The sequence below is a fragment of the Mesorhizobium sp. L-8-3 genome, assembly GCF_016756615.1.
Classification (GTDB): domain Bacteria; phylum Pseudomonadota; class Alphaproteobacteria; order Rhizobiales; family Rhizobiaceae.
Window position 1 is genome coordinate 4,794,392 of sequence record NZ_AP023262.1, and the last position, 12,925, is coordinate 4,807,316.

The 12,925-nt window shown below is 64.7% G+C and carries 10 protein-coding genes; 8 read left to right on the forward strand and 2 right to left on the reverse strand.

Annotation, left to right across the window (positions count from 1 at the left end; genetic code table 11):
* Positions 1-231: 231 nt before the first annotated feature.
* Positions 232-648, forward strand: a complete 417-nt coding sequence (dksA, locus tag JN302_RS22175; RefSeq protein WP_202305125.1) for an RNA polymerase-binding protein DksA — start codon at positions 232-234, stop codon at positions 646-648.
* Positions 649-745: 97 nt separating this feature from the next.
* Here dksA and JN302_RS22180 read toward each other — a convergent pair whose 3' ends face one another.
* Complete coding sequence (locus JN302_RS22180; RefSeq protein WP_202329140.1) at positions 746-1,831, reverse strand: citrate synthase/methylcitrate synthase; 1,086 nt, start codon at positions 1,829-1,831, stop codon at positions 746-748.
* A 75-nt stretch (positions 1,832-1,906) separates the two neighbouring features.
* Here JN302_RS22180 and JN302_RS22185 point away from each other — a divergent pair, with 75 nt between their 5' ends.
* Positions 1,907-3,058, forward strand: a complete 1,152-nt coding sequence (locus JN302_RS22185) for a citrate synthase (RefSeq protein WP_202329142.1) — start codon at positions 1,907-1,909, stop codon at positions 3,056-3,058.
* Positions 3,059-3,060: 2 nt separating this feature from the next.
* On the opposite strand, the gene JN302_RS22190 is transcribed toward JN302_RS22185, so the two are convergent.
* The gene (locus tag JN302_RS22190) at positions 3,061-3,858 is read right to left on the reverse strand and encodes a flagellar biosynthetic protein FliO (RefSeq protein WP_202305128.1); all 798 of its coding nucleotides are present in this window, start codon (positions 3,856-3,858) and stop codon (positions 3,061-3,063) included.
* A gap of 322 nt (positions 3,859-4,180) precedes the next feature.
* On the opposite strand from JN302_RS22190, the gene cckA reads away from it, so the two are divergent.
* The 6 genes from cckA (at position 4,181) to urtD (ending at position 12,880) form a co-directional block, all read left to right on the forward strand.
* Complete coding sequence (cckA, locus tag JN302_RS22195) at positions 4,181-6,796, forward strand: cell cycle histidine kinase CckA (RefSeq protein WP_202329149.1); 2,616 nt, start codon at positions 4,181-4,183, stop codon at positions 6,794-6,796.
* Positions 6,797-6,907: 111 nt separating this feature from the next.
* Positions 6,908-7,633, forward strand: coding sequence for a purine-nucleoside phosphorylase (gene deoD / locus JN302_RS22200; protein ID WP_202305131.1), 726 nt, complete (start codon positions 6,908-6,910; stop codon positions 7,631-7,633).
* 333 nt (positions 7,634-7,966) lie between these two features.
* On the forward strand, positions 7,967-9,271 hold the full coding sequence (urtA, locus tag JN302_RS22205) for an urea ABC transporter substrate-binding protein (RefSeq protein WP_202305133.1): 1,305 nt from the start codon (positions 7,967-7,969) through the stop codon (positions 9,269-9,271).
* A gap of 79 nt (positions 9,272-9,350) precedes the next feature.
* Positions 9,351-10,964: an urea ABC transporter permease subunit UrtB gene (urtB, locus tag JN302_RS22210; protein WP_202329160.1), complete on the forward strand. Its 1,614-nt coding sequence runs from the start codon at positions 9,351-9,353 to the stop codon at positions 10,962-10,964.
* Positions 10,961-12,112: an urea ABC transporter permease subunit UrtC gene (urtC, locus tag JN302_RS22215; protein ID WP_202329169.1), complete on the forward strand. Its 1,152-nt coding sequence runs from the start codon at positions 10,961-10,963 to the stop codon at positions 12,110-12,112. Before urtB ends, urtC begins: the two co-directional genes overlap by 4 nt.
* Positions 12,113-12,115: 3 nt before the next feature.
* A complete protein-coding gene (urtD, locus tag JN302_RS22220; RefSeq protein WP_202329176.1) occupies positions 12,116-12,880 on the forward strand; it encodes an urea ABC transporter ATP-binding protein UrtD in 765 nt (254 codons plus the stop codon).
* Positions 12,881-12,925 lie beyond the last annotated feature (45 nt).

The window sequence follows — 12,925 nt, forward strand, 5'->3', positions numbered from 1 at the left end:
GGATGTAGTCCGGCCGCGCGGCGCGCGCAACTGGCGGGGAGAGGATAGGCAGAACGTCCTAGACGTCGATCACCCCAGGGGTATCGCTCGCCGTGCAGACGATGTACGAGCCACCGCGATATGGTCTTCCGCGCTCGCGGACATTTGCACGAAGGTGTGGCCGTTTGATCTTGTGCCGTCTGTGGTCGCCGAATATATAGGCGCCCATCAAAGGGTTGTGGGTGAGTCGAAATGAACGAACTCGTTGATGCCGATTACGTACCCTCAGAAGACGAGCCGTTCATGAACGAACGGCAAAAGTCCTACTTCAGAGCCAAGCTCGTTTCCTGGAAGAACGATATCCTCCGCGAGGCGCGGGAAACCCTCGAAATTCTCCAGCAGGAAAATGCCAACCATCCCGATCTGGCTGACAGGGCGTCATCCGAGACGGATCGCGCCATTGAACTGCGCGCCAGGGACAGGCAACGCAAGCTGATTGCCAAGATCGATGCCGCGCTGCAGCGTATCGACGAGGGCACTTACGGCTATTGCGAGGAGACCGGGGAACCGATTGCGCTGAAGCGGCTCGACGCAAGGCCGATCGCGACCTTGTCCATCGAGGCCCAGGAACGCCATGAGCGGCGCGAGAAGGTCTATCGCGACGACTGATCGGCAGATTCGGCGCAAGCGGACGCCGTGAAGATCGTCGTATTGGAAGTGAAGGGGCGGCCATCGGCCACCCACTCCGGTTTTTTCAGGCCGTCTTTCAGGCTGCCTGTTTCGGCGCTGGGCCGACATAGCGCGACTGGGGGCGGATCAGGCGTCCCGTCAGTTCCTGCTCGCGGGAATGGGCGATCCAGCCGGGCATACGGCCGGCGGCGAAGATGCAGGTGAAGCTGTCGGCGGGAAAACCCAGCGCGTCGAGCAGGACCGCCGTATAGAACTCCACATTTGTTTCCAGCGAACGGCCCGGCTTCTCGCGGCGCAGGATATCGAGCGCCGCCTGCTCGACGGCTTCGGCGAGCGCGAGTCGGCTCGCTCCGGAGCGGGCGCGGCCGAGCGCCCGTAGGGCGGCCTTGAGCGCGTCGGCGCGCGGATCACGCACTTTGTAGATGCGGTGGCCGAAACCCATCAGTCTTTCTCCGCGCGCCAGCGCCTCACCGAGCCAGGCTTCGGCGGCATCGGGTTCGCCGATTGCCTCCAGCATGTCGAGCACCGGCCCCGGAGCGCCGCCATGAAGCGGACCCTTCAAAGCGCTGAGCGCCGCGACCGCGGCCGAGACCAGCCCCACACGGGTGGAGGCGACGATACGCGCGGTGAAAGTCGATGCGTTGAGGCCGTGATCGCAGACCGTCACCAGATACGCGTCGAGCGCGCGCCTTGCCTCATCCGATGTTTCCTCGCCGGTAAGCATGCGCAACATGTCGGCCGCCTGACCGGCGTCGGCAGTCGGCCCGATCGGCGCGAGACCGCGGCGCAGCCTTATGATGGCTGGCGTCAGCACGACAGGCGCGGCCAGAAGCCGATGCGCGGTAATGAGATCATCGCCGTCCGCGACAAACGAGAGGCCGGCGCGCAACGCATCGACCGGCGGCAGCGCCGCAAGGGCGGCCAGTTGCGGCGCGAGTCGGTCGAAGACCTCGACACGGGCGTCGCCGATCGAGCGGGAGAGCGTTTCCACATCGGAAAGGTCCGGAAAGAAACCGTCCAGCAGAAGATGCGCCGCCTCTTCCGCGCCAGCGCTTCGGGCGAGTTGCTCCACGGGTCTGCCGCGTATGGTCAATCGTCCGTTCAGGCCGTCGACATCCGAGAGAACGGTTTCGGCGGCGATCACTTCATCGAGACCCTGCATGAACTTTCTCCTTCGCAGTTTCACTCGATGTGATATGTCAATCATCGCCAGTCAATCTTGATCAAGATAATCAATATGTCTGCCTGGATAGATCGCGACGAGACGCTGCGGCTGCTCGGGGTCAAGCCGCAGACGCTTTACGCCTATGTCAGCCGCAAGCTGCTGACCGCTTTGCCGGATCCCGCGGATCCGCGGCGCAGCCTCTATTCGCGGTCCGAGGTCGAAGGGCTGGTGAAGCACAGGCGGCGCGGCAGGGGAGCTGCCGAGGTTGCCGAAGGCGCCATCTCATGGGGCGACGCCATCCTGCCCACTTCGATCTCATCGGTCGCGGGCGGACGCCTCTACTATCGCGGGCGCGATGCGGTCGTGCTCGCCCGCACGGCGACACTGGAGGCAGCGGCGGCGCTGTTGTGGGATGTCGCGGAACTGCCCGAGGTCGGCCAGCCGTTGGGCTTCGACGGCGACCTGCCGCCGATCGAGGCCGCCATGTCAATGCTGGCCGCAGCCGCCTGCCGGTCGGATCCCACCCGCGGCAGGGCGGCGGTTTCGTTGCTGGAGGAATCGGCGAAACTGCTCCGCTCCGTCGCTGCGGCGCTCGGGGCCGAGCTTTCGGCCGGGGCCGATATCGCCGCCGGCTTTGCCCGCAGATGGAACCGGGATCCGGCTGCCGAGAGGGCCATGAGGATGGCGCTGGTGCTCATGGCCGATCACGAGCTCAATGCGTCGGCATTTGCCGCGCGCGTTGCAGCGTCCACTGGCGCGCCGCTCGCCGCGGCCGCGTTGTCGGGTTTCGCCGCGCTTCTCGGGCCCTCGCATGGCGGCGCGACGCGTCGTGTCCGCGCGCTTGTCGACGAGGCCGCCTTCAAGGGGCCCCGCCGGGCCGTGCGCGAAAGGCTGGCGCGTGGCGATGCGTTGCCGGGATTCGGTCATCCGCTTTATCCGGATATCGATCCGCGCGCGGCGGCGCTGCTTGCGCAATTGCCCTTGCCCGACCTGCTGGAGGAGTTGTCGAGCGAAGCCGTCGATGCGACCGGCATCCGGCCGGACATCGATTTCGCGACGGTGGCGGTTGCCTGCACCTACGATCTTCCGAGGGATGCCCCGATCCAGATGTTCGCCGCCGCGCGTATGGCGGGCTGGCTCGCCCATGCCATGGAGCAGGCCTCGACAGGGCGGCTCATCCGTCCGCGCGCCCGCTATGTCGGGCCGGCGCTCGATCGCTCCTGAGGTCAGCGTTTGCCGTTCGACAACTCGCCGAGCAGCTTGTTCATCTCGTCTTCGAGCGACACGGGCCCAGCCTTGCCCGAAGGCTGCGGCTCGTCGTCCAGGGACGACGAGAGTTCGTCCAGAAGCGCCCTGTCGATGTCGTCTGCCGGGTTGGCCCGCGGAGGCGCCGAGCCCTGCAGGTCGCGCGGCAGATGGTCGTCGCGGCCGGCGGGTGGTGGCGCAGACGGGTTCGTTCGCATGGGCTGCGCCATGCGTTGCGGCTGAACGGCCGGTTGCGGCGCAGGCTGAGGCTGCGCAGCCCGCTGAGGCTGCTGGGGGGCAGCCTCGCGCTCCGGCGGACGAGGCTGCGGCCGCTGTTCGCGAAGCGGCGGCACCGGTATGCGCTGCTGGGCCTGTTGCATGCGCTGCGGCTCGGCTGGCCGGGATTGTTCGCCGGGGCGTTGGGGCCGCGGTGCGGAATCCTGCTGCACCGCCTCGCCGGTGAGGGCCGGTCGTCTCGTCTGGCCAAGCCTGATGTTCTGCTCGACCACGACATCGGTCGGCCCGCCAATCAGGATCAGATGCTCGACGTCGTCGCGGCGCACCAGCACCAGTCGCCTGTGACTGTCGACCGCCGTCGCGTCCATGACCGCCAGCCGCGTCTTGCGGTTGCGGCCGCCCGCCACGAAAGTTCCGAAAGTCATGCTGCGGATCAGCCGGATGATGACCAGCACCACGACGAGCAAGATGAGTGCACCGATCGTCCACAGCACGGCCGCAGCATAATCTGGGCCCGCAATGCTCTGCAGCCATTCCGGCATCGCTCTACCTCCCGCCAAGGATCGTTGAAGCGCGCGACACTAGACCGCGCACGCTGCCGACCGCAAGTTGGTTCGTGCATTCCCGGTTCGGTCGATCCGACGCTGATATCGGAAGTATGGGAAATGCGGGGCTGGCATTGCAAGTCCGTTTTGGGCGAAAGCGACGAGCAACCGGCCGCTGCGCCTTTCGGCCGGCCCCGATCGTGTGAGAAAAACCCGCTGGGCCTTTTCCGGGCCGGGAGAATATGATCCAAGCGGAAGGGCGGAGAGCGGCTGGAATCAGGGGAAGATCGCCGCCGTCGCCATCACGGGCAAGGGACGAATGACCAGGGAAACCCGAAACGAGTTCTATCCGGTCCCGATCGTCGACCAGAACATGCGCCCCGGCGCGATAACCAGGCTGATCGTTTTCATCATCGTGCTTACCGGCGCGGCTTTCGTCTTCGCTATCTTCCGCGAGCGCCTTGGCGATCCTTTCCTGCTCGGCCTTCTGGGCGTGCTGGCCATGATCGGCGTCGGCTACCTTTTCGCCACTGCGATCGGCTTCGTCCAGATCGCGCCGCGCTCGACAACGGACGAGCTGTCCAAGGCTTTTGTCGACTCCATGGCGCAGGGACTCATCGTCACCGACACGAAGGGTCGCATCATCTATGCCAACCGGGCCTATGCCGACATGACCGGCGCCACGTCGGCTGCCGACGTCAAGACGGTCGAAGGCCTGTTGTCGGATGTTCCCGAGGCGTCGGCCACCATCTACTCGATCGCTTCCGGCCTGCGCGACGGGCAGACCGGCGACGGCGAGTTCCGACTGCGCCAGGCGATCCGCCCGGGTGCCGAACCCGGCGCGCGCTGGTACAGGGTGCGGGCGCGCACCTTCAGCGTGCCGGGCCAGCGCCAGCCGCTGATGGCCTGGCAACTCGCCGACGTCTCGAAGGAACGCGCCGAGCAGGAACGCTTCTTCCTCGACCTGCAGAAGGCGATCGACCATCTCGACCACGCGCCCGCCGGCTTCTTCGCCGCCGATCAGGAGGGCCGCATCACCTATCTCAATGCGACGCTCGCCGAATGGCTGGGCATCGATCTCGCCTCTTTCACGCCCGGCGCGATGACGTTGCACGAGATCATTGCCGGCGACGGCATGGCGCTGGTCCGGTCGGTCAAGGCCGATCCCGGGACTACACGCAACGCCGTGGTCGACCTCGACCTCGCGACCTCGACCGGCGAGGCGCTTCCGGTTCGTTTCATGCATCGCGTGACCGCGACACGCGACGGCTCGCCCGGCCCTACGCGTACGATCGTGCTCAACCGCACCCAGGGCGAGGATTCCTCGGCGGATCTGCGTGCGTCCGAGGTCCGCTTCACCCGTTTCTTCAACTCCACGCCGATGGCGATCGCCGGCGTCGACGCACAGGGCCGCATCCTGCGCACCAACGCGCCGTTCCTGTCGCTGTTCTCGAGCGTCGTCGACCGCGACGCGGTCGACCGCCGGGTGCGCCTCGACACGGTGATCCACGAGCGCGACCGCGAGATGTTCGCCGCGGCGATCGAACGCGCCAGACAGCGGCAGGCCGACATCGCCCCGATCGACACCGTGCTGCCCGACAATGAGGAGCGTCACATGCGCTTCTACGTCAATGCGGTGGCCGACGGGACCGGCGGCGAGGGGGCTGAGGAAGCGGCAATCGTCTATGCGGTGGAGACGACCGAGCAGAAGGCGCTCGAGAGCCAGATGGCGCAGAGCCAGAAGATGCAGGCCGTGGGGCAGCTCGCCGGCGGCATCGCCCATGACTTCAACAATGTGCTGACCGCCATCATCATGGCGTCCGATCTGCTTCTGGCCAACCACCGACCGTCGGACCCGTCCTTCCCCGATATCATGAACATCAAGCAGAATGCCAACCGCGCCGCCTCGCTGGTGCGCCAGCTGCTGGCATTCTCGCGCAAGCAGACGCTGCGTCCGGAGGTGCTCAACCTCACCGACGTGCTGGCGGATCTGCGCATGCTGCTGGCGCGGCTCGTCGGCAACGAGATCCGGCTGAAGGTCGACCATGGCCGCGACCTCTGGCCGGTGAAAGCCGATATCGGCCAGTTCGAGCAGGTCATCGTCAATCTGGTCGTCAATGCGCGTGACGCCATGCCGACGGGCGGCGAACTGTCGATCCGTACCAAGAACCTGAAGCTCGAAGACACCCGGGCCTACAGCTATCGCGAGCTGACGCCTGCGGAATATGTGCTGGTCGAGGTCGAGGACAGCGGCACCGGCATCGAGCCGGCGGTGCTCAAGAAGATCTTCGAGCCGTTCTTCACGACCAAGGAGGTCGGCAAGGGAACCGGTCTCGGCCTTTCTATGGTCTATGGCATCATCAAGCAGACCGGCGGCTTCATCTACTGCGATAGCGAGGTGGGTAAGGGCACGGTGTTCCGCATCTTCCTGCCGCGGCACGTCGTGGAGCAGAAGCCGGTGCCGGTGATCCAGGACTTCAGGATCACCGAACAGAAAAGTCCGCCTTCGGCCGAGCCCGCCCAGCAGACCCCGCGGCCGTCGGATGCGCCCAAGGATCTTTCCGGTTCGGCCACTGTGCTGCTGGTCGAAGACGAGGACGCGGTGCGCATGGGCGGGGTGCGGGCGCTCACGTCGCGTGGCTACACGGTGCACGAGGCGTCGTCGGGCGTGGAGGCGCTGGAGATCTTCAAGGAGCTCGACGGCAAGGTCGACATCGTGGTCTCCGATGTGGTCATGCCCGAAATGGACGGGCCGACATTGCTCGGCGAATTGCGAAAGATCCAGCCGGGCATCAAGTTCGTCTTCGTCTCGGGCTATGCCGAAGACGCTTTCGCCAAGAACCTGCCCCAGGACGCACATTTCGGCTTCCTGCCAAAGCCGTTCTCCCTGAAGCAGCTCGCCACCGTGGTGAAGGACATGATCGACGGCAACTGATCCGCTGTCGCGCTCTTCCCGCGGGACGGAAGCTCGGTACGTCGTTGCATTCGTCCACAATATGCTCTTCGATGGATGTCGAGACGGTGGGGGCTGCCTTGAGGGTGCGCGATGACGCCACACAACAGTGCCGAAAAGGGCGACTATGCCGAGGCGGTGCTGTTGCCCGGCGACCCCGATCGAGCCGAGTGGATCGCCTCGACCTTTCTGTCTGACGTGCGTTGCGTGAACCGCATTCGCGGCGCGCTCGGTTTTACGGGCGTCTATCAGGGCATCCGGGTGAGCCTGCAGACGACCGGCATGGGGCATCCGTCGCTCTCGATCTATGTCCATGAACTCCTGAGCGTCTATGGCGCCAGGACCCTGATCCGGGTAGGCACCTGTGGCGGCCTTGATGCCCGACTTCCCGTGCGCAGCATTGTCCTTTCGCAATCGGCCAGCAGCGACGGCGGCATCAACCGGCAGATTTTCGGACGGTTCGACTACGCGCCCGCCGCAGACGTCGGATTGCTGAGCCTCGCCTCGGAGATCGCCCGCGCGAAGGGGCTGGCCCATACGGTGGGGCCCACGGTTTCCAGCGATGTCTTTTATCATCCGGACGGCATGGAACGTTTTGCGACGCTGCGGCGGCACGGCGTTCTCGCCGTCGACATGGAAACGAGCTCCCTCTATACGCTGGCCGCCCAGTTCGGCGCGAGAGCGCTGTCGATCTGCACTGTCGTCGACAATATGGCGACCGGCGAAGAGACGCTTCTTTCGGAACGCCAGGCTCTGTTTGCCGGCATGGCCAGACTGGCGCTCGACGTCGTTGCGACCGCGCCCGCGCTGAAAGCGTGAGGCTGGCAAAGAGCCGTCCGGGCGTGAGGCCGACACCGGGAAATTCTCCGCCCTGTCGAACGCCTGACTTGCCGGAGGGGTGTGCAGTTCTGCCTGTTTTGTTGGCTCCTGCAACTTTTGCCTAAAAATTCGCCACCTTGTGTTGCGTTGCGTAAATATTCCTCAGTGCCTGGCGTGGCGGGGCAGACATCCCGCGTCCGCCTCCCGAGGGCGCGTGGCGTAACCGCTTGGGTTCCCAAGCATTCCCCTGTGATTTTAGCGCTGCGTCGCGGACTGGCACGACGGTTGCTTTGCCTATTGCGACCCAAACAACAATCATCAGGAGGTGTCATAATGAGGGGTAAGTTCCTGTCGGCCACAAAGATGCTGTCGGCCGCCGTGTTCGGCGCAGGCATGCTTGTTTCCGTGCCTGCCTTGGCGCAGGAAGACACGATCAAGGTGGGCATACTCCACTCGCTGTCGGGCACGATGGCGATCTCGGAGACCACGCTCAAGGACACGATGCTGTTCCTCATCGACGAGCAGAACAAGAAGGGAGGGGTGCTCGGCAAGAAGCTCGAGGCGGTCGTGGTGGATCCTGCGTCCGATTGGCCGCTCTTCGCGGAAAAGGCCCGCGGATTGATCGAGAACGACAAGGTTGCCGCGGTGTTCGGCTGCTGGACCTCGGTCTCGCGCAAATCGGTGCTGCCGGTTTTCGAGGAACTGAACAGCCTGCTCTTCTATCCTGTGCAGTATGAAGGGGAGGAGAGCCAGCGGAACGTCTTCTACACGGGCGCTGCGCCGAACCAGCAGGCCATTCCGGCCGTCGATTATCTGATGAACGAGGAAGGCGTCGAACGCTGGGTGCTGGCGGGAACGGACTATGTCTATCCGCAGACCACCAACAAGATCCTGGAAGCCTATCTCCAGTCCAAGGGTGTGAAGCCCGAGGACATCATGGTGAACTACACGCCGTTCGGCCATTCGGACTGGCAGACCATCGTCACCGACATCAAGAATTTCGGCTCGGCCGGCAAGAAGACCGCGGTGGTCTCGACCATCAACGGCGACGCCAATGTGCCGTTCTACAAGGAACTCGCCAATCAGGGCATCAAGGCCGAGGACATTCCGGTCGTGGCCTTTTCGGTCGGCGAGGAGGAACTCGCCGGCCTGGACACGGCGCCGCTCGTCGGCCATCTCGCAGCCTGGAACTATTTCCAGTCGGTCGATACGACCGAAAACGAGGCCTTCATCGAGGCCTGGAAAGCCTTCACCAAGAACGACAAACGCGTAACCAACGACCCGATGGAAGCCCATCTCATCGGCTTCAACATGTGGGTGAAGGCCGTCGAAAAGGCGGGCTCGACGGATCCGGATGCCGTCATCGACTCCATCGTCGGCGTTTCGGTGCCGAACCTCTCCGGCGGTTATTCGACCATGATGCCGAACCATCACATCACCAAGCCGGTTCTGATCGGCGAGATCCAGGCGGACGGCCAGTTCCAGACGGTCTGGGAAACGGCCGGCCTCGTCGTCGGCGACGAATGGTCCGACTATCTGCCCGACTCCAAGAGCCTCATCGCCGACTGGCGGGCACCGCTGTCGTGCGGAAACTTCAACGTCGCCACCGGCAAATGCGGCGGAAAGGGCGTGAACTGAAGCAACCATCATCCGGGTCTTCGGGCGTTTCCTGCCCGCAGACCCGACGAAGCGACCTGAACCCAATGGTTTTCGACCGATGATCCTGCGCCTTCTCGGCCTCGTCGCGTTCGTCCTCGCCTCGGCCTTTGTTCCGGCCAATGCCGGCGAGGCCGAACTCCGGACCGCCATCTCAAAATTCGCCGGCGTCCGGAACTTCCAGGCGACCGAGGCGGTCGTGCTGGAACTCGCCGCGACGGGCGACGCGAAGGTCGAGCGCTCCCTGGCATCGCTTGCCGATGGCGCCCTTTACTTTCGCAAGGCGGATGGCGGCGTGTTCATCGGCAAGGAGAAGGGGGCGGCTGTCGAACTGCTCGATCCGTTGACCGGGGATACGGTCGGCGAGGCCGGCAAGGCGGAGGTCGCCAAGATCAAGATCAACAACGCTCTTCGCCGTACGATCCGCGACGCACTCGGCGCTCTCACGCTGGGCTCGGCCGATCCCGCACGGCGACTGGCTGCCGCCGCAACCATGTTCAGGAGCCCCGATCCTGCCGCGATCCCGTCCCTCGACGCGGCGATAGCGGCAGAACAGGTCGCGAGCGTCAGGACCGCCCTGGAACAGGCACGCGCGGCCGCCGTGCTCGTCTCCACGCTGCCCGACGCCGACAAGTTCGCCGCCGTTGCCCGGATCGGTGCGCGTGGCGACCGGGACGCCCTGTCCCTTCTCACCGCTTTCGAGGCCAGGACCGAGGGCTCGTTGCGCGAAACCGCCGCCTCGGCGATCCGCGGCATAGAGAGCCGGCTGGCCTTGTGGGCGGCGCTGCAGAATGTCTGGTACGGAATCGCGCTCGGTTCGGTGCTGCTGCTCGCCGCGATCGGGCTTGCAATCACCTTCGGCGTCATGGGCGTCATCAACATGGCGCATGGCGAGATGGTGATGCTCGGCGCCTACACGACCTTCGTCGTGCAGAATGTCATCCGCACCTCCTTTCCCGGCCTCTTCGACTGGTCGCTGGCGATCGCGCTGCCGCTTGCCTTCCTCGTCGCCGGCGGCGTCGGGCTGGCTATCGAACGCGGCATCATCCGTTTCCTTTACGGTCGTCCCCTCGAAACCCTGCTGGCGACCTGGGGCGTATCGCTGATCCTCCAGCAGGCGGTGCGTTCCCTTTTCGGACCGACCAACCGGGAGGTCGGCAACCCGTCCTGGATGTCGGGCGGCTTCGACATCGGGCAGATGTCGATTACCTGGAACCGCTTCTGGATAGTGATCTTTGCGCTCGCCGTGTTCGCGGTCCTGCTTTACCTGATGAAGCGCACACGATGGGGGCTGCAGATGCGCGCCGTGACGGCCAACCGCCGCATGGCCGCGTCCATGGGCATCCGCACCCCCCTGATCGACGCGCTGACCTTCGCGCTCGGATCCGGCATTGCCGGCATTGCCGGCGTGGCGCTCAGCCAGATCGACAACGTCTCGCCCAATCTCGGCCAGGGCTACATCATCGACAGTTTCATGGTCGTCGTGTTCGGCGGCGTCGGCAATCTTTGGGGCACGCTTGTCGGGGCGATGTCGCTCGGCATCCTCAACAAGTTCCTCGAGCCGTTCGCCGGCGCCGTATTGGGCAAGATCCTCGTCCTGGTGCTCATCATCCTGTTCATTCAGAAACGCCCGCGCGGCCTGTTCGCGCTGAAGGGCAGGGCGGTGGAGGCATGATCACGGCCGGTTTCTTCTCATCGGGCGCCGACCGCCGCATCGCGGTCACGATCGCGCTGCTGGTCGCCGCCGCCGTTGTCGTCCCGGTGCTCAACACCGCCGTGCCGCCGGACAATCCGTTGCACGTTTCCAGCTACTTCGTGGCATTGACGGGCAAGTATCTCTGCTATGCCCTGCTGGCCCTCTCGCTCGACCTGGTATGGGGATATGCCGGCATCCTGTCGCTCGGCCATGGCGCCTTCTTCGCGCTCGGAGGCTACGCGATGGGCATGCATCTGATGCGCCAGATCGGCAGTAGAGGCGTCTATGGGAATCCCGACCTGCCAGATTTCATGGTGTTCCTCAACTGGAAGGAACTGCCCTGGTATTGGCATGGCTTCGATCAGTTCTGGTTTGCGGCGGTGATGGCCGTTGCGGTGCCTGGACTGCTCGCCTTCATATTCGGATGGTTCGCATTCCGCAGCCGAGTCACCGGCGTCTACCTCTCGATCATCACCCAGGCGATGACCTATGCGCTGCTGCTTGCCTTCTTCCGGAACGACATGGGGTTCGGCGGCAACAACGGGTTGACCGATTTCAAGGACATACTCGGCTACAGCGTTCAGGCAGATACCACGCGTTCCGCCTTGTTCGCGGCCAGCGCCCTGGCTCTGGCGCTGGGTGTGGCCGTCACCTGGATGATCGTCCGTTCGAAATACGGCAAGCTGCTGGTCGCCGTGCGCGACGCGGAGAGCCGCACCCGGTTCCTCGGCTGGAGGGCGGAGAATGTGAAGCTGTTCGCCTTCACCGTCTCGGCAGCCATGGCCGGGATCGCCGGCGCGCTCTACGTGCCGCAGGTCGGGATCATCAATCCCGGCGAGTTCGACCCCGCCAATTCGATCGAGGTGGTGATCTGGACCGCGGTCGGGGGGCGCGGGACGATCGTCGGCCCGATCGTCGGCGCGCTTCTAGTCAATTCGGGCAAGTCCTATTTCACCAGTGCTCTGCCCGAGTTCTGGCTTTTCGCCCTGGGCGGCCTCTTCATCGCCGTTACGCTTTTCCTGCCGAAGGGTGTTCTCGGCCTGTGGGATGCGTGGCGGGCCGGCATCTCCCGACGCGGGACGAAACCGCTGGCCGACGAAGTGGCCGAAGCGCAGCCGGCGGAGTGACAGATGATACAGCAGGTGACGCAGGACAAAGGGAACACCATCCTCTATCTCGACGGCGTCTCCGTCTCCTTCGACGGTTTTCGCGCCATCAACAACCTGTCGCTCGTTCTCGACAAGGGAGAGATGCGCGCCATCATCGGACCCAACGGCGCCGGCAAGACGACGATGATGGATATCGTCACGGGCAAGACCCGCCCTGATGAAGGCGAGGTCTTCTTCAACGGCGATGTCGACCTTACGCAACACGACGAGGCCGACATCGCCATGATGGGCATCGGCCGGAAGTTCCAGAAGCCGACGGTCTTCGAGAGCCATACGGTCGAAGACAATCTGCTGCTTGCCCTGAAAGGGCAGCGCTCGATCCTTCGGGCGCTGTTCCATCGACGCTCGGAGGCGGAGGATCGCCGGATCGACGAGATCCTTGCGACGATCCGGCTGGAGCCGAAGCGGCACGAAATGGCGGCGAGCCTCTCGCACGGACAGAAGCAGTGGCTGGAGATCGGCATGCTGCTCGCCCAGGATCCGAAACTCCTCCTGGTCGACGAGCCCGTGGCCGGCATGACCGATGCCGAGACCGAGGAGACGGCGCGCCTCTTGAGGGACATCGCCAGGACCCATTCGGTGATCGTCGTCGAGCACGACATGCATTTCGTGCGCGAGCTCGGCGTGAAGGTCACATGCCTGCATGAGGGAGCGGTGCTGTCCGAAGGCTCGCTCGACTTCGTCTCGGCCGACGAACGCGTCGTCGAAGTCTATCTGGGGAGATGACGGATGATCCGGCGAATGGCTTCGACATGCTTCGGCGGCCCGGGA

Bases quoted from the DNA above. Each gene is read 5' to 3' on its own strand.
- JN302_RS22190 (WP_202305128.1), bottom strand. From the start codon at position 3,858: ATGCCGGAATGGCTGCAGAGCATTGCGGGCCCAGATTATGCTGCGGCC.
- dksA (WP_202305125.1), top strand. From the start codon at position 232: ATGAACGAACTCGTTGATGCCGATTACGTACCCTCAGAAGACGAGCCG.
- urtB (WP_202329160.1), top strand. From the start codon at position 9,351: ATGATCCTGCGCCTTCTCGGCCTCGTCGCGTTCGTCCTCGCCTCGGCC.
- urtD (WP_202329176.1), top strand. From the start codon at position 12,116: ATGATACAGCAGGTGACGCAGGACAAAGGGAACACCATCCTCTATCTC.
- JN302_RS22185 (WP_202329142.1), top strand. From the start codon at position 1,907: ATGTCTGCCTGGATAGATCGCGACGAGACGCTGCGGCTGCTCGGGGTC.
- JN302_RS22180 (WP_202329140.1), bottom strand. From the start codon at position 1,831: ATGCAGGGTCTCGATGAAGTGATCGCCGCCGAAACCGTTCTCTCGGAT.
- urtA (WP_202305133.1), top strand. From the start codon at position 7,967: ATGAGGGGTAAGTTCCTGTCGGCCACAAAGATGCTGTCGGCCGCCGTG.
- urtC (WP_202329169.1), top strand. From the start codon at position 10,961: ATGATCACGGCCGGTTTCTTCTCATCGGGCGCCGACCGCCGCATCGCG.
- cckA (WP_202329149.1), top strand. From the start codon at position 4,181: ATGACCAGGGAAACCCGAAACGAGTTCTATCCGGTCCCGATCGTCGAC.
- deoD (WP_202305131.1), top strand. From the start codon at position 6,908: ATGACGCCACACAACAGTGCCGAAAAGGGCGACTATGCCGAGGCGGTG.